Source organism: Candidatus Xiphinematobacter sp. Idaho Grape (assembly GCF_001318295.1).
Taxonomy (GTDB): Bacteria; Verrucomicrobiota; Verrucomicrobiia; order Chthoniobacterales; family Xiphinematobacteraceae; genus Xiphinematobacter.
Genome location: NZ_CP012665.1, coordinates 476,385 through 496,535, shown reverse-complemented (window position 1 = coordinate 496,535; position 20,151 = coordinate 476,385). Strand labels below are relative to the sequence as shown.

Annotated in this window: 15 protein-coding genes and 1 tRNA gene; 5 read left to right on the top strand and 11 right to left on the bottom strand. The window is 47.2% G+C overall.

Annotated elements, in window-relative coordinates:
- Window positions 1–3 precede the first annotated feature (3 nt).
- From glgA to fabG, 3 genes are all read right to left on the bottom strand, one after another.
- Window positions 4–1,209 carry a glycogen synthase gene (gene glgA, locus AMD24_RS02270; RefSeq protein ID WP_062100484.1) on the bottom strand — a complete coding sequence of 402 codons (1,206 nt, stop codon included), beginning with the start codon at window positions 1,207–1,209 and terminating at the stop codon, window positions 4–6.
- A gap of 12 nt (window positions 1,210–1,221) precedes the next feature.
- Complete coding sequence (gene pgl, locus AMD24_RS02265) at window positions 1,222–1,908, bottom strand: 6-phosphogluconolactonase (protein ID WP_082383077.1); 687 nt, start codon at window positions 1,906–1,908, stop codon at window positions 1,222–1,224.
- Window positions 1,909–2,100: 192 nt separating this feature from the next.
- Window positions 2,101–2,844 (bottom strand): 3-oxoacyl-[acyl-carrier-protein] reductase, encoded by a 744-nt coding sequence (fabG, locus tag AMD24_RS02260; protein ID WP_062100866.1) that lies wholly within the window; start codon window positions 2,842–2,844, stop codon window positions 2,101–2,103.
- A 470-nt stretch (window positions 2,845–3,314) separates the two neighbouring features.
- On the opposite strand from fabG, the gene nrdR reads away from it, so the two are divergent.
- Window positions 3,315–3,806 carry a transcriptional regulator NrdR gene (gene nrdR, locus AMD24_RS02255; RefSeq protein WP_062100865.1) on the top strand — a complete coding sequence of 164 codons (492 nt, stop codon included), beginning with the start codon at window positions 3,315–3,317 and terminating at the stop codon, window positions 3,804–3,806.
- A gap of 173 nt (window positions 3,807–3,979) precedes the next feature.
- Complete coding sequence (locus AMD24_RS02250) at window positions 3,980–4,318, top strand: histidine triad nucleotide-binding protein (protein WP_062100482.1); 339 nt, start codon at window positions 3,980–3,982, stop codon at window positions 4,316–4,318.
- 713 nt (window positions 4,319–5,031) lie between these two features.
- Here the strand turns inward: AMD24_RS02250 and argB are convergent.
- Genes argB through argC form a run of 3 tightly spaced genes read right to left on the bottom strand, consistent with a single transcriptional unit; the run spans window position 5,032 to window position 8,166 of the window.
- The gene (gene argB, locus AMD24_RS02245) at window positions 5,032–5,910 is read right to left on the bottom strand and encodes an acetylglutamate kinase (protein WP_062100481.1); all 879 of its coding nucleotides are present in this window, start codon (window positions 5,908–5,910) and stop codon (window positions 5,032–5,034) included.
- 10 nt (window positions 5,911–5,920) lie between these two features.
- A complete protein-coding gene (gene argJ / locus AMD24_RS02240) occupies window positions 5,921–7,132 on the bottom strand; it encodes a bifunctional glutamate N-acetyltransferase/amino-acid acetyltransferase ArgJ (protein WP_062100480.1) in 1,212 nt (403 codons plus the stop codon).
- Window positions 7,129–8,166, bottom strand: a complete 1,038-nt coding sequence (gene argC / locus AMD24_RS02235) for an N-acetyl-gamma-glutamyl-phosphate reductase (RefSeq protein WP_062100479.1) — start codon at window positions 8,164–8,166, stop codon at window positions 7,129–7,131. Before argC ends, argJ begins: the two co-directional genes overlap by 4 nt.
- A gap of 107 nt (window positions 8,167–8,273) precedes the next feature.
- On the opposite strand from argC, the gene AMD24_RS02230 reads away from it, so the two are divergent.
- Window positions 8,274–8,347, top strand: a tRNA-Pro gene (locus AMD24_RS02230).
- A gap of 183 nt (window positions 8,348–8,530) precedes the next feature.
- Here AMD24_RS02230 and dnaE read toward each other — a convergent pair.
- A complete protein-coding gene (gene dnaE, locus AMD24_RS02225) occupies window positions 8,531–11,974 on the bottom strand; it encodes a DNA polymerase III subunit alpha (protein WP_062100864.1) in 3,444 nt (1,147 codons plus the stop codon).
- A 140-nt stretch (window positions 11,975–12,114) separates the two neighbouring features.
- Window positions 12,115–13,029: a squalene/phytoene synthase family protein gene (locus tag AMD24_RS02220; RefSeq protein WP_082383016.1), complete on the bottom strand. Its 915-nt coding sequence runs from the start codon at window positions 13,027–13,029 to the stop codon at window positions 12,115–12,117.
- Between the two features lie 542 nt (window positions 13,030–13,571).
- On the opposite strand from AMD24_RS02220, the gene hemW reads away from it, so the two are divergent.
- Window positions 13,572–14,657: a radical SAM family heme chaperone HemW gene (hemW, locus tag AMD24_RS02215; protein WP_148565178.1), complete on the top strand. Its 1,086-nt coding sequence runs from the start codon at window positions 13,572–13,574 to the stop codon at window positions 14,655–14,657.
- A gap of 14 nt (window positions 14,658–14,671) precedes the next feature.
- Here the strand turns inward: hemW and AMD24_RS02210 are convergent, their stop codons facing one another.
- From AMD24_RS02210 to AMD24_RS02200, 3 genes are all read right to left on the bottom strand, one after another.
- Window positions 14,672–15,412 carry a menaquinone biosynthetic enzyme MqnA/MqnD family protein gene (locus AMD24_RS02210; protein ID WP_062100476.1) on the bottom strand — a complete coding sequence of 247 codons (741 nt, stop codon included), beginning with the start codon at window positions 15,410–15,412 and terminating at the stop codon, window positions 14,672–14,674.
- Window positions 15,413–15,432: 20 nt separating this feature from the next.
- Window positions 15,433–16,602, bottom strand: coding sequence for an aminofutalosine synthase MqnE (mqnE, locus tag AMD24_RS02205; RefSeq protein WP_082383015.1), 1,170 nt, complete (start codon window positions 16,600–16,602; stop codon window positions 15,433–15,435).
- A gap of 119 nt (window positions 16,603–16,721) precedes the next feature.
- Window positions 16,722–18,017, bottom strand: a complete 1,296-nt coding sequence (locus AMD24_RS02200) for a glucose-1-phosphate adenylyltransferase (RefSeq protein ID WP_062100862.1) — start codon at window positions 18,015–18,017, stop codon at window positions 16,722–16,724.
- Between the two features lie 90 nt (window positions 18,018–18,107).
- Here AMD24_RS02200 and glmS point away from each other — a divergent pair, with 90 nt between their 5' ends.
- Window positions 18,108–19,958 carry a glutamine--fructose-6-phosphate transaminase (isomerizing) gene (gene glmS / locus AMD24_RS02195; protein ID WP_062100475.1) on the top strand — a complete coding sequence of 617 codons (1,851 nt, stop codon included), beginning with the start codon at window positions 18,108–18,110 and terminating at the stop codon, window positions 19,956–19,958.
- Window positions 19,959–20,151: the final 193 nt, after the last annotated feature.

Below are 20,151 nucleotides of genomic sequence, written 5' to 3'. Positions count from 1 at the left end.
TAGCTAGAGCTCAGCGAGCCTTTTGTAGAGTTCCTGTGTCTGCCTAGCAATAACATTCCAACCAAAAGTTCCTTCCGCACGGAGACGTCCAGCAGTTCCCATCTTTTGGCGGAGGACTGCGTCCGCCATTAGCGTATTAACTCGTACAGCAAGATCCAGTTCAAACTGATCTGCATCGATGGGACCAGGGATATCTGGAGATTGCCTGAAAGGAACCAGAAAGCCAGTTATTCCGTCTACTACTACCTCCTTAATACCTCCAATAGCACTTGCTACTACTGCCGTGCCACAGGCCATTGCCTCTAGATTAATAATCCCAAAAGGCTCGTAAATGGAGGGACAAATAAATATGGAAGCATGACTATAAAGCTCCACCTTAGACCGTACATCCAACATTTTTTGGATCCAGAGAATCCGCCATTGACGAAGCTGCTGCACCCTCGCAATAGCAGAACGGATTTCCATCTCTACCTCTGGAGTATCAGGGGCACCTGCACAGATTACAACTTGAAGTCCTGCCACAAAGTGGCGGATCGCACGTACCAAGTGAATCATCCCCTTCTGCCGAGTGATCCTTCCTATGAACAGAACGTATGGCTGTGATGGATCAATACCATAACTCCGCAGCGTACCTACCCCTTGCATAGGAGTATACTCATCCAAATCAACCCCATTGTACACGACATGAACATGGTGTTCAGGAAGACCAAAAAGACGCAAAATATCCCTCTTGGTTTCCAGGGAAACGGCAATCACAGCATCCGCCATTCTCAGGGTAGTTGCTTCTAGCCAGCAGGTAAAATCGTAACCACGGCCAAGTTGTTCGCCTTTCCATGGGCGCAACAGCTCAAGAGAGTGGACGGTGATTACTAACGGAATCCCGTAATTAAGCTTAGCAACTATCCCCCCAAAATATGCATACCAAGTGTGACAGTGCACAATATCAGCATCCACCCCGATAGTGTTAAAATCTAAGCACCGCTGCAAAGCGCCAAAAACAGAACGTAGCGACCTTGGACAGCAGAGCTCGGAGGCATTAAAGCTAAAACCTCGTACACGGAGCCTCTCGGCATGCCGCATTTGGTCTCCAAAACAACGCACTTCAACTTGAACCAACTTGGAAAGATAACGGCTGAGATAGTCCACATGAGTACCTGCACCACCATAAACATTGGGAGGATACTCGTTTGTAAGGAAGAGAACCCTCATAAGAAGGAACAGTTATGCTCTGCCCAATAGCCAAGTTAACTCGCCATGATGAGGCGAGACGCGGCTACAGGGAAAATCAGACTTCCCGCCAAAGACCTGTCGGAGTATTTCATCCTTCTTCATCGAACTTTTTACTAGAAACAGCACATGTCGAGCTGCATTGATCAAAGGGTAAGTAAAGGTTAGGCGCCAAGCCCCAAGCTTGGGCACGTAGTTTTCAACCACTAGACGATCAGTTATTTCCAGAGCTCGAGTTCCACGAAACAAAGAGGCCGTATGACCATCCTCCCCTATACCTAGGAGGAGGAGATCATGCCGATAGACTGTTCCGTCGCTAGTACGTTCTCTCAGAAGAACTTCATACTCCGAAGCGGCCCGTGCGGGATCCTGTTCCCCCTTCATTCTAAGGATATTTTGTGTAGGAATTGGCACATGATCGAGTAGTACCCTAGATGCCATATAGTAGTTACTCCGCGTATCGCTTGGTTCAACGCATCGTTCGTCACTAAAAGTAACCACAGTACCAGGCCAATGCAATACACGCTTTGCCAAAGCTGCAAAAATGGGTTTTGGCGTGCTACCCCCACTTAGGGCAATGCGAAATTCATTGCGCACTCTGATGGCCTGGTGTGCTTCCCTTTCGATTAAAGAAGCAGCATCTTGAATGAATTGCCAACTCTGTAGGATTTTAGTAGTCATAGCAGTAGCGGAAAACCGCACTATATGGACAGCAAAGGAAGAGACCTTGTGACAACAACAGGTGTGTGGCCCCAGCCAAGCCAGAGCTAGCATTAAGACAGAAGGGCTTTCCGGTACAAGCCTCTAACTATGTTAGGGGTAACTTTTTATCTAAGACGCTAAACATCGGTATCAATCACTGCCATTCCCTTTTTACATAGCTAAACCCCCATCTACTGCTACTACTTGGCCTGTAATATAGGAAGCTTGTGAGCTGGCTAGAAAAGCTACTACCGAAGCAACCTCTTCCACTTTTCCCATGCGTCCCATAGGGATTTGCGCGGTAATCTTACCGCGAAGGCCTTCCTGTAAGGCAGCAGTCATGTCTGTATCGATGAATCCAGGGGCAATTGCGTTCACAGTTATACCACGCCTAGCAAATTCTCTAGCAACGCTTTTAGTAAGGCCGATTAGACCACCTTTGGAGGTAGCGTAGTTAGCCTGCCCTGCATTTCCGATCACGCCACTGACGGAGGTAATGTTAATAATGCGACCAGAACGACGTTTAATCATGGAACGGCTAACGGCCTTAATGAAGTTAAAAGCTCCCTTCAAATTAACATCGAGTACCTCGTCCCATTGTTCTAGGCTCATACGCATGATGAGCTCATCCCTCGCAATACCAGCGTTATTTACAAGAATGTCTACTCTTTGGAATTCTGCTAGGATGCGCTTGCCTAGATCTTGAACTGCATGATAGTCGGAAACATCGACGGCATAAGTATAAGCATCCCCCCCAAACTGGCGAATCTCCTCTGCTGCCTTCCTAAAGGACATCTCAGAGTGGCTTATTATCGCAACTCGTGCCCCTAGGGTGGCAAGCTGCCTGGCAATAGCTTTCCCAATTCCTCTGCTGGCACCTGTAACAATTGCAACTTGACCTTCAAATAATCTCATAAGCTGGAAAAGTTTCCTCCATATCCTCCGAGAAACATAGGAAGAGAATCTGATTGTAACCAATTGCATTGGACAGAAGTTGAGGATCGGAAACTGCCGTGGTCTGCGATATTGCTCAAAAGCCATGTGCATCCTAACCCAGGGGAGTGAGACAAATTACTCTGAAGGGGTTTACAAGTAGCTTGGAACCTCTAGCTCTGCTATACGCTACCTCAATATTGTCAACCTGAATGCATAAAACTATTGGAGGGGGTGCCACTATGCGGAGTTGCCTCCAGAGATCAGTCTCACCAAAACACACAATCCACTCTGTGGTATGGCAAGCGCCACCTCCTTAAAATTTCCTTCTGGAAAGAGTTACTCAGGAAGTCAATACAAGAATGAAAAACGGTTGTCGAAAAGCAAGCGTTACCTATAATGGGCCGGTATAGTTGGGGCGTTACACTGTTGCTAGAAACCCAGGAATCATAATGCGTTGCCCGAGATGCGGATCTGTAGAGGACAAAGTGATCGACAGCCGTCCCTCAAAGGAGGGAGAGAGTATCCGGCGGCGGCGTGAGTGTCTGTGTTGTGAGAGACGTTTTACTACCTACGAAGAGATCGAGCAATCAGAACTATTGGTAGTCAAGGGAGATGGACGCCATGAACTGTTCGATCGCTACAAGCTCCAGGGCAGTCTCTTGAGAGCCTGTGAGAAACGACCGGTCAGCATCAAGCAGATTACGCAGTGCATAGAAGAAATTACTCAGGATCTAGAGGCTGGGCAAGGGCAGGAAATTTCCACAAAAGCTGTTGGTGCAAAGGTGATGGAGAAACTGCGTATACTAGATCCCATAGCATACGTTCGTTATGCGTCTACCTATCGCCAATTTCAGGGAATTGGAGACTTTATTAAAGAGATCAAGTCCTTAGAAGGGAAGGGTGCAAGGGCTTCTGCGCGGCCAGAACTCTTCGGAACATGATGAAGCCCCTTCTCCTCTCCTGCGGTAAGGAAGTGGCGAGTGCCTTTGCGACTCCTACTTCTTCTCGAGTAAAAAGTTTTGCTTTAGGATGGCGGGCTCTAGGAGCACCGTGGGTTGAGAATGGATGGATTGTGTGACACGTGCTTACTTTTGCCCAGCCTTATTGGCAGTTTATGAATCTTTTTGAAGAAATCATTTCCCGTAAAGTTCCTGCTGAAATTATATGGGAAGATAGTGAGGTACTTGCCTTTCGTGATGCACGACCTCAGGCTCCCGTCCATATCTTGATTGTGCCGAAGGAAACTATCTCGAGTATTGCCTCTGCCAAGGAACATCACGCAGCACTTCTAGGGAAGTTACTTTTAGTAGCTGCTCACCTAGCCGAGAGCGAAGACGTGGCTAGAACAGGGTTTCGGTTGGTCATCAACAACGGCTTGGAAAGCGGACAAACGATTTCCCACCTTCATGTACATCTCCTAGGAGGTCGCCTCTTTTCTTGGCCACCCGGCTAATAAAAAGTTGCGCTAGCCAGCTCATGCAAGGTGTGCAACTTTCCTCTACCGCTGGTAGCGATTGACGTAGCCCGATCCCGTAGTAAAGCCTCGAAGACTCAATGTTTCTCTTGTAGCGCGGCAACCACCAACAACGCTTGGTGAGCAGCCCCGCCCCTCGGATGTTGGTTCATGCAGACGAACCTGTCTGCAACAGCCAATGCGTACTCAAGTCACCAGATTAAAACTCTGCGAGGCAGCAGTCCTATTGTGGGGGGCTAGGATAGCAACACTAACAGAACTCTTCGAGAGAAAATTGCATGAAGTGAATCGGCATGAAGTGTAGCTTCCTAGAGCCAGGGTGAAATTTCCGGAAAAGGAGAAATAGCAATATCAGAGAGAGGATTAGTCATATTCGTGATTCTGAATTCCGAGTATGAGCATGTACTTGACGTAATTCCTTCTTAGCGAGAAGAACAGCCGCATCATTGCAGAAACAGTCGGATCAGTATGCAAGGGATGATTGCTCTCTAAACTCCCAGAGAAAAAACGAAATCGAAAGTGCAAACCGATATAGACCGAAGATACTGACACTCGTCCAAAGAGAAGTCAGTAATTGATGTTTGACAGCTAGTATGCACTGCAATAGGGGACAGAGGAGGGACTGGCTAGGTAGTTTGCCGTAGAATGAGACAAAGTCCCAACACACAGGGCCTCTCGTTTATAGCCTCCTCCTAGGGGAGGATCTCTGTACCAATACCGGCGTCGCTAAAGATCTCTAGTAATAAACAATGGCTCCGACCCCCGGAAACCAGGTGGACCTTTGCAACTCCTTCTTGAAGAGCTCGAGTTGCACTCTGAACCTTTGGTACCATCCCCTGCGAGATAGTTCCGTCTTTGATCAGTTTTTCGACCATTCTACAAGTGATAGAGGGAACTAGAGTCTTGGGGAGGGAGGGGTTCAGCATGATGCCGGGCACGTCACTTACAAAAATGAGCTTGGAAGCTTTGAGCGCAGTAGCTAGAGCTGACGCAGCAGTGTCTGCGTTGATGTTAAGAGCGTACCCTTCCACGGAAGATCCCAGTGGGGATATCACAGGTACCACTTCCCTCTTAATAGCAAGTTGAACTTCTTCAGTCTGTACCTTGTGGACTTCTCCCACAAAGCCAGTATCTCGGGGTCCTGAAGGAACAGCTAGTAGAGGAAGGTGCTTTGCTTGGAATATTGCCTTCCCAGAGAACCCTATCGCCTTACCGCCAAAATGTTTGATGATCGAAACAATTCGTGGATTAATTTTTGTATCCAGTATTTTTTCAACAATAGAGATAGAGTTTTTATCTGTCACACGTAACCCCATTATGAAATGGGATGTTAGGCCGGTTCTACGCATTGCAGCAGTAATGGCCTTCCCGCCTCCATGGACTAACACTGGATTGATCCCCACTGCTTCGAGAAAAACTACATCTCTGAGTAGGCATTCTACTTGACTTTCATCCTCCATGGAGCTTCCGCCATATTTAACGACAAAAGTGTCCCCACGGAAGCGCTGTATGTAGGGTAGTGCCTCGATTAGGCTCTCGGCGCGAAGGTTTAGTGTCAAGTTATGAGCCATAGTAGATCTTCTAGTCCCTACTATTAAGGCGCACGTATTTCTCAGTTAAGTCCGTTGTTAGCACCGTATAATGCCCCTTACCTAAGTTCAGATGGATGCTCACGCGAAATGCTCTGCGAGCTGCGACTCTGCTTAAGCTGGAGGACGATGCCGGACCAGCAACACCTCCCATTACCATTGGCAGCTGATTAAGGAAAATATCTACTCGTTCCTCTTGGATTCTAGCACTGGAGTAGCCTAATGCGTCCATAACTCGGCCCCAATTGGGGTTATTCCCAGCCCAAGCACATTTTAGGAGAAGAGAATTGGCAACAGACTCAGCGGCATGACGGGCTTCAACGTTATTTCGAGCTCCCTGTACCTCAACTTCTACGAATTTACCGGTTCCCTCACCATCTAATACGATCATCCTGGCGAGCTCGTGGCATACAGAATACAGAGCTTCCAGAAACAGGTTAAATTCTGCACTGTTAGATCTAACTATGGGAGCTCTAGCTGCTCCATTAGCAAGTATAATAACTGTATCATTAGTACTCATATCGCCATCTATAGTAATACGGTTAAAGGAATCTTCTACCGCTTTGCGCAGAGCTCTAAGTAGGCTTGGTGGAGAAATTGCAGCGTCTGTGGTAACAACACAAAGCATGGTCGCCATATTTGGGTTAATCATACCAGCACCCTTAGCCATACCACCCAGACGCACAGGTATCCCACCCATTTGTAACTCTCTTGCTGCCTCCTTAGGATACGTATCGCTGGTCATGATGGCCCGAGCAGCAGCTTGATTACCTGTCTGACTAAGGGCCCGAGCTAGCAATTTCAGGCGAGGTCTAATCTTTTCCATTGGAAGTGGAACTCCAATACATCCAGTGGAGCATACTAGAATCTGTTGCCTACGTAGGCCAAGCAAACTAGCGGTTTCCCCTACCAGTAGTAATGCATCATGATACCCCTGACTCCCCGTACAAGCATTGGCATTTCCGCTATTAAGTATAACCGCGCGAGCGCTGCGTGAGCGGATGTGTTTCATGGAAAGTTTTACCGGCGCTGCCTTCACTTGGTTTGTAGTAAATACTCCAGCTGCTACAGAATTGCGCTGTGAGTATACCATAGCCAGATCTGCATGACCCTGATCGAGAGGCTTAATCCCACAGTAAGTTGCACTTGCTGAGAAACCACGTGCAGCGCAAACTCCTCCTTTCACCCTTTTTAAGGTACTCATGGTAAAAGCCCTTCTTTTTCCAAAAACCCACTCATGAGATTAAAACACTGAATGGCCTGTCCTGCAGATCCCTTCATCAAATTATCGATTGCGCTAAAAAGAAGCAATTTTCCAGTGTGCGGATCAGTGCGGATAGCCAAGCTGCAAAGGTTTGTTCTATTCACATGTTTAGTATCGGGGAGAACAGCGCTGATATGAACAAAAGGGCACTGAGTATAATCCTCCTCCCACGCTAACTGTATTTGTGTAGCGTCCACGTCCTTGCTTGGAACAGAAAAAATAGTTGTATGAAGACCCCTATGTATGGGGAGAAGATGAGGGACGAAACAGACACGCATTTCTTCTCTAGAAACAAGACTTAGCTCCTGTTCAATTTCGGCTAGATGCCGATGTTGAGGAACACCATAGGCTCGAAAACTTTCGCTGCACTCTCCGAAAAGAAGGGGAATCTCAGGTCTTCTTCCAGCACCGCTTACACCACTAGCACTGGCAATACAGAGGAATTCCAGCTGTAAAAACTTACGTGCTAACAAGGGAAGGAGTGGTAGCAAGATACTTGTTGGATAACAACCTGGACAGGCTACTAATCTGGCTGAACGAATTGCGTCTGCACGCCACTCTGGCAACCCATATACTGCTTCCAAGAGAAGATGGGGAGCAGGGTGCTGCATACCATAAAACTTCTGATACAATCTACTGTCCCGTAAACGGAAGTCTGCACTAATATCAATTACCTGGATGCCCGCCTCTAGGAGGGGTATTGCAAACTGTACAGCCATCCCATGAGGCAAAGCTAAAAAAACAACCTCCACTCCTGCATCCAGCAGAGCAGAAACTGATGGAGAGGAAAAACGGCTGCAGGCAATCCTTTCATATCTTGCCAACCTTGGTAAGACAGCACCCACCACCATTCCCTCGTACTGACGGGAGGTCATGGCCGCAACCTCCGCCCCGCAATGGCGTGCCAATAACGCACATAATTCTTGGCCTGAATATCCGCTTGCCCCTACTATTCCTACGCGTCTTCGTACCATGGGACGGAAGGCTAAATCAGCTGAAAACAGAAATCACCATGTTTGTTCATTTTTTAAATCCCCCTTTGCAACTCTCACGTTCATCTGATAACGGTGAAGGGGCGCTGCGGGCCGTAGCACAGTTTGGTAGTGCGCTTGAATGGGGTTCAAGAGGTCGCGGGTTCAAGTCCCGCCGGCCCGAACGATGTGTTGTTTCCTTTTTTCCCCCAAGGCCCTGCCCCCATAAAGGCAAGGACACCACCGCGCGGCTCCGCAAAAGGTCCCGCGTGAAGTTTGTGGGACGCTCGTGTCCCTTTTTGGTCAAGTCACAATTTCCTCTCAAGTAACCCAATGAGGAGATAGAGCAAAGTCATTCCCTGTTGTTCTATCCGCCTACTTCACGTGAGACAAGATATTGGTTGATTTCATTTATGATGGCTATCTCGTTTCCGACAAGGAATTCGTCACCGGCGCGGATAGTACAAGAATTACCATTGGTATCGATAAAATCGATAAGAAGCTCTTTGTTTCCAGGGTGTCTGACCACAGAGTCTAGTATCTCACAAAGCACCCCTTCATTAATCAACTGCCAATCAAGTCCTAGCCGAATCGGTTGAGAGATAGGCCTGGGCTGGAGTGGGTGAACATCACTTACGGTTATACGCAGGGATTCTTCTCTCTTAATAACACGGGTCAGGAGGGAAACGGCTGTACCTACCTTCAGTAGGCCTGAGAATCTTGAGGAAACCTCATTCCACGCGGACACTTCTACAGCACCGGTGAAGTCTTCTACAACTAGAATGGCATATGGTCTGCCATCGGTCTTAGTAAACTTCTCCTCCACTGAGATGAGCATACCGGCTATTCTAAGTGTGGCGGAGCCTTCGGGTAGCTGCCTTATCTCAGCGATTGTGACATGCTGATCACCTGCGAGAGCCATCCGATACGTATCTAGCGGGTGTCCAGTAACATAAAACCCAAGTAACTCCTTCTCGTAGGCTAAAGTTTCACGGGATGACCACGGTTTTACTTCCGGAACTGGCCACTGGGGAGTACAATGACCCCCTTCTTCAGCTAGAGAAAATAGGGAGGTTTGCCCACTGGATCTGTCTCGATGGATAGATACCGCTCCCTTCATAGCCGTTTCAATATGTGCAAACAGAGAAGCTCTAGAGTGTCCAAAGCAATCGAAAGCTCCACACTTGACTAAACTCTCCAGAACTTTACGGCTGACAGTTCGAGGACCTATTCGGCCGCAAAAATCTTCCAAACACCGGAAAGCTCCTCCGCGACTACGTTCCTGGATAGCAGAAGACATGGCCTGTTCCCCTACATTTTTGATAGCAGCGAGCCCAAAACGAATTGCTTGTTGTTCACTCTCAGGAGTAAATTTTAAAGCGCTCCGGTTAATGTCCGGCGGCAATATTTTCAAGTGCATCCTCTGGCATTCTGCTACGAAGATAGAGATCTTGTCTGTGTTATTGATTTCGTTACTTAGCAGCCCAGACATAAATTCTATGGGATAGTTTGCCTTCAGGTAAGCAGTCTGGTAGCAGATGAGTCCGTATGCAGCGCTGTGGCTTTTGTTAAATCCATAACCAGCAAACTTTTCCAAAAGATCAAAAATACTATCCGCTTTTTTCTCTGGAATGTTATTGGTGCGCTTGCATCCCTCTATAAAGTGCAGCCGCTCTTCTGCCATTTTTCCCTTGTCCTTTTTTCCCATGGCGCGACGTAAAAGATCCGCCTGCCCTAGAGAATATCCAGCAAGAATGCTTGCTGCCTGTTGTACTTGTTCCTGGTAAATCATGACCCCAAACGTATCCGAACAAACTTGTTTCAAGAGCGGATGGTCATACTCGATCTTTTTAAGTCCTTTTTTTCTCTCAATATAATCGTTGATCAGATCCATAGGACCAGGGCGATACAGAGCGATGAGGGCAATAATATCATCGATGCTCCGAATTTGAAAACGCTTGCAGGTATTTGTCATTCCATTAGATTCCAACTGAAAAACGCCGGTAGTTTTACCCTGGTTCAGCAGGTCAAGGGTAAGAGTGTCATTAGGTGGAATCTGAGTAATATCAAAGCCTGGTTGACGGTGACGAATAAAGGAAATGGTATCGTGGATAACGGTTAGGGTTTTGAGGCCAAGGAAGTCCATTTTTAACATCCCAAGGTCTGTAAGAGGCCCCATAGGAAACTGTGTAACGATTTCTTTATCCTTTCCTTTGCAGAGGGGGATATAGCCATCGGAGAGGTCACGGTCTCCAATTACTACTCCAGCAGCATGGATGCCTGTGTTGCGGCTAATACCCTCAAGCACCAAGGCATAATCCCAAAGTTGTTGAATATGCGGTTCCTGCTCTATCGTATTACGCAATACGGGATTCTTTTCCGATGCGAGTTGGAGAGTAATGTTTAATTCGTTAGGAATCATCTTAGCGATACGGTCGACATCTGCATATTTCCAGCCTAGTACTCGTCCTACGTCGCGCACCACGCTCTTTGCTCCCATAGTGCCGAAGGTGATAATCTGTGCAACAGAACGTTCCCCATACCTCTTCCGTACGTACTCAATTACCTCTCCGCGCCGGTTTTGACAGAAATCGATGTCGATATCTGGGGGACTTACGCGCTCTGGATTTAGAAAACGCTCAAAAACCAGTCCGTAGTGGAGAGGATCTAGATCAGTAATGCCCAAGACATAGGCAACAAGTGATCCTGCGGCGGATCCACGCCCAGGCCCAACTGGAATGTCACGCTGTTTTGAAAAGTAGATGAAGTCCCAGACGATTAAGAAATAACTTACAAATCCTGCCGTTTCTAGAACAGAAAGTTCATATTCTAGACGACGGTTTAGGTTAATATCTCGTTGAGCTCGATCTTTACCAAATCTTCTTTCTAGCCCCTCCTTGCATAATTGCCTGAGGTAGGCCTCCCGAGTAATTCCAGCAGGTGCTTTGTAGGCTGGATACTTTGGTTGTCCAAACTCCAGATTGAGGTTGCAGCGCTCCGCAACCCTCAAAGTGTTGTCTGCCGCTTGAGACAGATGCGGAAAGAGGCCCCGCATTTCTTGTGGAGGCTTGAGGTAAAGCTCTGGGGTGTAGCGTATACGTCTCTCATCGTACACCATTGTGCCAGTTCCAATACAGATCATAACGTCGTGGGCTTCATGATGGGAGCGTTGAAGAAAGTGAACATCATTGGTAAGTACGAGTCCCACACCAATATCCCTGGAAAATTCTATGAGATGCAGGTTGCAGCGTGTTTGCGCTTCAATGCCATGGTCCTGTAACTCCAAGAAAAAATTTTCTGACCCAAAAATATCTCGATAAGTCGCAGCAGCAGCTCTAGCTAAGGCCACCTGGCCTTCTGCAAGAAGAGAATTTATTTCTCCCCTTAGGCAACCACTGAGAGCAACTAGTCCTCTGGAGTACTTAGCAAGTAGTGCCTTGTCTACTAGTGGTTTATAATAAAAGCCCTCCAAGTGGGCATTAGAAACTAACCTTACTAAGTTCCGATACCCTTCTTCATTCTGCGCAAGGACGGTAAGATGATAGGTAGCCCTCTTTCTTAGTGAGATGCTTTGTTCCCTATGTTGATCGAGAGCCACATAGAGCTCACACCCAATAATAGGTTTCACTCCCGCTTTAGTAGCCTGCTGATAAAACTCGATAGCACCATGGAGGTTGCCGTGATCGGTAATCGCCACTGCCGGCATTTCGTACTTCGCAGCTGTTCCAACTAGGTCCGAAACACGTACCGCTCCGTCCAAGAGGGAATACTCAGTATGTACATGAAGGTGAACAAAAGAATTTTCTGACATCCTCTCCTCCCATCGTCGCAGGATAAAGACAAAGACCAGCGAGTTGCAAGAGGTCAAAATATCCACAATACCCTTAACTACTCTCCTGACCTCTTAGGAAAGATACTTTTCTCCGCTCACTTTGTTGTCGATAGTTTGCGCTAAATCTCCGTAAAAGGCAGGCATCTCGGCTCCGCCCTCCAAAGAGCAGGTAGCGTTGTGATCAAAATGTGGCGAACCTCCCTGCGGGAAATTTTAACTTTTCCAGAGCAGGAGCGGACCAATTCAAGGGTGCGCATGCCAATTAAGGCGGGAAGTAGTGTGGCATAGCGCAGAAGGGGATGACTAATAGCCCTCCCATACTTGATACCAGATTGCATTGCCATCCATGCTTCCCAGAAGCGTTCCTTCACGTCGTTTGCACAAATATAAACCCTCCCGAGAGTAGCATCCTCATCCCGATCTCTGAGAATATTAACGAGCTGTAACCCCTTACCATAGAGGACACCGAGTTCCTCCATATGTTCAACTGAAAGAGAGGTAAACTGCGGGATTCGTCTACAGCAAATACGCGTCCAAAACTTACCAACACAACCTGCAACTGAAGATGTGTAACGATCTAGCTGCTCACGGGTAAACGGTTCAAAATGTGGACCCTCAAGATCAAAAATTTGCCCCTCCATAATAGAATCGAGAACCTCCCGGATTATATCAGCATCCACTTGGTTTCGTAGGCATTCTACCAATGCAGGCAGTTGTTCCAAAAGTTGCCTTTCGGCAGGATATTCCTGTGATCGAGCCAGATCTAGGTACATCCTAGGATCACACTTTTCCATTGGATCACTTGCTGACTTCCGGAGATGTCGCAACGCTTCTAAGCGATCTGCCTCTTCGCCAAAGGAGGCATCCGCGATTGTGTCTGATGCCCGTGCTAAAAGGTAGGCGAGAGTAATTTGCGGCCGCACGCTACGGGGTAGCAAACGCAAACTTAGATACAACGAGCGGGAAACACTTCGCACTAGAGACCAGTTTATTCGCCTAAATGTATAATCAGCTTCACGTTTCCTATCTTTCATCTACAATCAGTTCGTGAATGCCCGGGTTCGTTGCTAATTATGGGGTCCAAAGTTAGGCAGCCCCCATGGGCCGATTGCTAGCCCCTCTTCTCTCCAGTTTTGCCAGAATGTACATGGGCGCGTGACATCATTTCCAAGGGGGCATGAGAAAAGTTATATCCTAGCAAACAAAACTGGCGGGCTAGAGCCGCGCTAGCAATAGATATAGTCAGCATAACAAGCCTTCGGAAAGCCCTAATGTCAGGTTGTTTATGGCTTTTGGATGGGTGAGGGTTATACGCTGATCTCATAGAGAACAAAACTGGCTAATACATAAACCGCAGTCCTCCACAAATGGATAACTATCTGAAGAAGAGTCGGCTATGGCCAATTTCCCTTCCGCTATTGGGAAACCAGAGGCACCTTCCTACCGGGTAGTAGGAGTCTTAAATGATCGAAGCTTGACAACATAGATTTGATACTTACAAAGGCCATTACTAGGGCAAAAGCTTACTCTTTCTGCTATTTGGCAAACGGTGAGTGCCCTTTGCCAAAGGGCTACTATGGTCAGAAATTTGTACATTCATATCCCGTTTTGCTCAAAGATTTGCCCTTATTGCAGTTTCTATAAAGAGCAAATCAACCGTAACAGGATATATGCATTTTTGGATGCACTTCTTATGGAGGCAAAGAAGGTTTGCTTCCAGCCTGAGGCTGTGTTTTTTGGGGGTGGCACACCTACCGTCCTTTCCTGTCAGCAACTAGATTACCTCCTTCGAGGACTAAGTACTTGCTTAGATTTGCGTCGAGTAAAGGAGTGGACCGTTGAGATGAACCCTGCTACGGTCTCTGCAGAAAAGGGGCGCTTACTTCTAGATTGGGGAGTCAATCGGATTAGTATGGGGGTGCAGTCCTGGGATCCTGGACTCTTGGCTGTCCTGGGGCGGGAACATACAACCGATCAGAGCAAACGTTCCTATGATATTCTCCGAGAGGTTGGCTTTTCCAACATAAACCTCGATCTCATTTTTGGAATTCCTGGCCAGGGAATAGAGCAGTGGAGGGACTCTCTTAGTAAAACTGTCCTGCTCCGCCCAGATCATATCTCCGCCTACTGTCTAACCTATAAAGAGGACACGGAATACTTTTTCCGTCTAATGCGAGGCGTATATTCTCAAGACGTCGATAAAGAAGCAGAGTTTTTTGAAGTAACAATGAACTATCTGGAAGAAGTGGGCTATTGCCAGTATGAGATTTCTAACTATACGTCTCCCGGGAAGGAATGTCTTCATAACCTGGGCTATTGGAGGGGAGAAGACTACATCGGCCTCGGACCAAGTGCCTTTTCTACTGTTGGAACTTTACGATGGAACAATGTAGCAGATACTGTGGAGTACATTAAGAGAATGAACACAGATGGCGAGGCTGTTCATTTCAGAGAAAGGCTTAGCCCAGCTACGCTGAGAACAGAACGTGTATTACTTAGCCTGCGTACTAGGGAAGGGGTCCCTGCTCATTTGCTAAGAGAACATGAGGAAAGGTTGCAGATTTTCTTTGAACTAGGACTGATAGAAGCCTCTGGAGAGACCATCAGACTTACCCGACAGGGATGTTTAGTGGCAGACTCAGTAGCAGAGGCCTTCCTGTAAGAAAGGCCACCTTCCTAAACAAAGGAAGGTTTGTAGGAACAGACTGGACTAAGGCCGTGCTTGTAGAGAAGTCCAGCAAACCTAGCAAGGCTCTGCTTTTCCAGTTCGCCCAAATCGTAGCGGATATAAGTGTTCAGGTAAGCTAGGCTAAAAGCAGGTTTACCACCTCTAGCAGCAAGCTCTGCTAGGGCTTTCACCCCTGCTCGTTTCACTGAGCGGAGAAATTCTGCGATCCGCGGAACCGATTTTCTTCTTAGGGACCATGCTGCATACACAAATGGCAACCCTGTATGGAATGTCCAAGTTTCTCCAAGATCGAGAAAGTGCCAACCTGCGGGCTCCGACATCCGAAAATCAATAGCTGGATCCCCGATTAGAATACGACCTTCGTTACTATAATCAAGCGACTGCATGGAAAACTCTGGGGTCAAACCGAGAAATTCAGCACAAAGGCAGCGAAAGAGCGCATTAGAAGTACAAGAGGAAGGATCTAAAGAGACGTTTCGAAGCTCCTTTAATGGCCTACGATGTGCAAGAAACACACTAAAAACTTTGCCATACGAACTTACACAGACGCCGTCGACAATTAAAGGGTGAGACTGCTGCAGGATTTTGCAGGTAGGCAAAAGAGCCGCATCAAGTAAACCTGACTCATAGAGTCTTACAAGCCGTGAGGGAACCTCCAATTCTAGAGATTTTGAAATGAAAGCTCTTAACGGAAGTGCATTAAGATATGGAACTGCCCCAAGCCGCATTTGAAACTGGAAAAATCTACTTAAACAGTTTGATGCTGATCTATGTGACGGTATAAACTGTCCCGCTCGATGGGAACGCGGCCAGCTTCGCGAATCGCATTCCTTAGAGAAGTCACTGTTTGTTCCTGAGGGGTGACAGCACCAGCCATATGAAAAATTTTCTCCTCCATGATAGTGCCATGCAGATCATCCACTCCATAACTAAGGGAGAGCTGTGCCACCGGAAGACCCAAACTGACCCAATAGGCTGTAATATGCTCGAAGTTATCCAGGTAGATCCTGGAAATAGCAAGGTTCTTTAGCTCTTCGGTAGCAGAAATGCGCTGGACGTGTGCCATAGCAGTGGAATTCGGCACAAATGCAAAAGGAATGAATCCTGTAAATCCACCCGTCTCATCCTGAAGCGCCCGAAGTTGCTCTAGGTGAGCTATACGCTGAGCATGTGTCTCGATGTGACCATAGAGCATGGTACTGGTGCTTTTTCCACCCATTTGATGCCAAGTACGATGGACCTCTAACCACTCTTCTGCGCTTTCCTTAGCATGGCAAATCTTCCTGCGTATCCTGCTGTCGAAAATCTCTGCCCCACCGCCGGTAATAGAATCCAGACCATGTTCACGCAAAAGTTGCAAGGTACCTTGAATGGAAAGGTGAAAGACACGCCTAGCAAGATGCCGGATTTCAACCGCTGTAAATGCCTTGATATGTAGAATTTTACTCAGTCCCCTAAGACTAGAAAGCAATTCTAGGTACCATTCTCCTCTCAGTGTGGGATGTAACCCGCCTACCATGTGAACCTCAGTGATGCCTTTGGATAATGCCTGCTGAACATTTTGTACAATTGCCTGGATACTTGTCTCAAAGGCATGAGCATCCTGTTTTTTGGCACCAAAAGCACAGAACTGGCAGGAGAGGATACAAACATTTGAGTAGTTAATATAGCGGTTGTGAAGATAAGTCGCAAAATTGCCATTCTTACGTTCCCGTACAAGATCAGCAATGGCTCCTAGTCCATTTAGATCTTGCGTCCTATACAGGACCTTCCCTTCCAGCTGAGAGATACGCCTCCCATTTTCTACCTTCTTGAGAATTGGGCGGAGCTCAGGGGATACGATGGAAGAAATTACACGTCTAAGCTGCCTAGCTAGGTGTGGCGGAGCGCTAGACCCATCCGTCCGGAGTATTGACATAATCCCAAAAAAAGCTGAGAGAACAGGCTTCCCTTGCGCACAGAGCTGGATATATCCTGGCTGCTAACCACCCTGGTCCACTTGTACTTACTTCTCCTGTTGGAAAGACACACTGGAAACTATATCAGAGTTCCCGCTGGAATCACGCTGTTTTTCGGAACTACTACGATACCATCTCGAATATAAAACCCCTCTCCATCTAGATTCCGGGATTTACCATGAGGGCTGATCAGCACTCTATTTCCAATCCGCGCATTTTTGTCGATGATTGCTCCCTCAATGCTGCAATCACTTCCAATTCCAATAGCGGGAAGGCCTGTAGTAGAAGGGGGAAAATCAGTCTCATAGTAATCTGCCCCCATTAAGATGCTGTTCTGGATTCTTGTTCCTGGTTTAACTATGCTGCGAACACCGATTACACAATGCTCTATAATGGAGTGCTCGATAACACAACCATCAGAAATGATAGCCTGATCAATAGAGGTAGTACGAATGATGCTAGACGGAAGAAACTGCGGGTGTGTATAGATCTGTGCGCCGGCCTCATAAAAACTGTAGGAGGGGAATTCTTCAGCAAGGTGAAGGTTAGCCTTAAAAAAGGTATGGATGGTACCAATATCTTCCCAGTATCCTTGAAAAATATAGGCGTTGACGACATGGTTCTGGATAGCACTTGGAATGACATTCCTTCCAAAGTCTTCCAGGTCGTTGTCCAGACATTTACTAAGAATGGAGCGATTAAAAACGTAAATTCCCATGGACGCCTGATAGAGCTCGGTATTTTCTGAATGGCCGATCGTCCTTAGCAGGTCAGGTGGGATTTTTAGTGTATCTAGAATTGCAGGATCCTTAGGTTTTTCGACAAAATGAGCAATGTGGCACTGTTCATCTGTCTGCATGATACCAAATCCAGAGGCGGATGCCCGGTTAACAGGAGTAGTTGCAATGGTAATCTCTGCATCTGTCTCCACGTGCTGCCGCAAGATAGTACGGTAATCCATACGATAGAGCTGATCCCCGCTTAAGATGAGGAAGTATTCATAAGGCTGCTCCAGGAAGTAACGGAGGTTTTGCCGTACAGCATCTGCAGTTCCCTGATACCATTTGGAGTTTTTTGGAGTTTGCTGGGCTGCTAGAATTTCCACGAAACTTGGAGTAAAACTGTCAAATTTATAGCTTGTGTTAATGTGGCGGTGAAGCGAGGTGCTGTTAAACTGAGTTAGGACGTAGATACTCCGTATTGAAGAATTTAAGCAGTTGCTGATGGGAATATCCACCAAACGATATTTTCCCCCGAGGGGGACGGCTGGTTTCGCTCTTTCCTCGGTAAGAGGGAAGAGCCGTGTGCCGGCACCTCCACCCATAACAATGGCCAAGGTTTTATGGGTCGGCAGGAGATTAAGACCAACTTTCATTACTAAAAAAGTAAGGGGACGAAGATAAAATACGAAGAGGGAAGGTATCCCATCTTGCGCCACCGCCTCTATTTTGTCACAACTAAAAAGATGTGTGGAATAGTAGCCTATGTAGGTGGGGCAGCTGCTGCACCGGTATTGGTAGAAGGACTCCGTAGACTTGAGTACCGCGGCTACGATTCTGCAGGGATTGCTACCCTTACCGGTAGGACCTTGAATATTAGAAAGACGATAGGGTATATCTCCAGTCTCCAAAGCCTGCTGGTCCAACACCCAATCGCGGGAACAATAGGCATTAGCCATACACGCTGGGCGACCCACGGAGCAGTAACCATACAAAACGCACACCCTCATTCTGATCACAGTGGGCGTCTTGCCCTTGTCCACAATGGCGTTATTGAAAATTATCACGAACTCCGTGGAGACCTCATTGAAAAAGGAGAAACCTTTTATTCTAGTACCGATACTGAGGTAATGGCCCATCTAATCGGCTATTTCTTCGGAAAGAATGGCAAGCAGGGAAAAATTGGACTTATGGAAGCAATCCGCCAAGCCCTTGGGCAGGTAGTCGGTACCTATGGAATTGCGGTCATCCATGCTGATGTCCCTGGTGTGCTTATGGGTGCTCGACATGGAAGTTCCCTTGTGCTCGGCGTTGGTAACGGGGAATATTTGCTTGCCAGTGATACTAGCGCCATTGTGCCTTACACACATGAAGCTATTTATCTTAATGACCGTGATATCGTATGCCTCGGAGAAGGTGGTTTTGAGGTTAATACTCTTACCGGATTGGGATCTGATTACCGAATTACCAAGATTGATTTTACCATAGAGGATATCAGCAAAGCTGAGTATCCTCACTACATGCTAAAGGAAATCTTTGAGCAGCCTGCTAGTGTGAGTAATGCTATTCGCGGGCGCCTCTCCCTAGAGGAAGCCACGGCAAAACTGGGTGGGCTAGAGGCAAGCAACATAGAGTTGAGAGCTGTGGAGCATCTTATATTGAGTGGATGTGGCACTGCTTTTCATGCCGGACTGGTAGGGAAATATCTCATTGAAAGCCTCGCTCACATTCCTGCGGAGTGTGAATTTGCCAGTGAACTTCGATACCGTAGCTTGCTAGCGACTCCTAGTACGACTTTCGTCTTTGTCATTAGTCAAAGTGGGGAAACCGCAGATACTTTAGCAGCTCTAAGAGAAAGCCGCCGCAAAGGGTACCGAACTCTGGGAATTTGCAACTATGTTGCGAGCACTGTTGCAAGGGAAAGTGACGGAGGAGTATACATGCATGCTGGAGTGGAGATCGGTGTTGCGGCCACAAAGTCTTTCACCTCGCAGCTTACCATTCTTACCCTAATTTCTCTCCTCTTTGGTCGCATCCGCCGTCTTTCGCATACCGATGGGTTGCGCATCATCGCCGAATTGGAAAAATTACCCGAGAAGATCTCTCAGACGCTGGAGCTCCATGAACAGGTGAGACGCATTGCCTGTAAATATGCTCATGCTAAGTCATTCCTCTTCCTAGGCCGTCAATTTAACTATCCAATTGCTTTAGAAGGGGCACTAAAACTCACTGAAACTTCTTACATAGCAGCCTCTGGGCACCCAAGTGCCGAGCTAAAACACGGCATCATCGCCCTTGTCGCTCCGGAAATCCCCTCTGTTTTTATTGCACCGGAGGACTCTGTCTTAGAAAAAAACCTTAATAACATACAAGAGGTCAAAGCGCGCAACGGTCCTGTTATAGCCATTGGCACTGAAGGAAATAAATCTCTAGCTCGCATAGCGGACGATGTCCTGTTTATTCCAGAGGCACCGGAGTATATCTCTCCCATCCTTGCAGTGATTCCTCTACAGCTGCTTGCATATTACATTGCGGTTGAATTGGGACATGATGTTGATAAGCCAAGAAATCTTGCCAAGAGTGTTACTGTGGAGTGAGTTTCTTTGTAAGGCAACGTGTCTCTTTTCATAAATAGATGTTGCTCAGCAGCAACTTACGCGTGCTGGATCAACGAATGATGAGAATGAACTCACCTATGTGGTGATTGTTTCTTTGGTCCTACCGGCCTAACCAACCTGAAGAAAAAACTAGGAGAATGAAACCAGAAGCCCCGTGGAAGTGGGGCGCCTT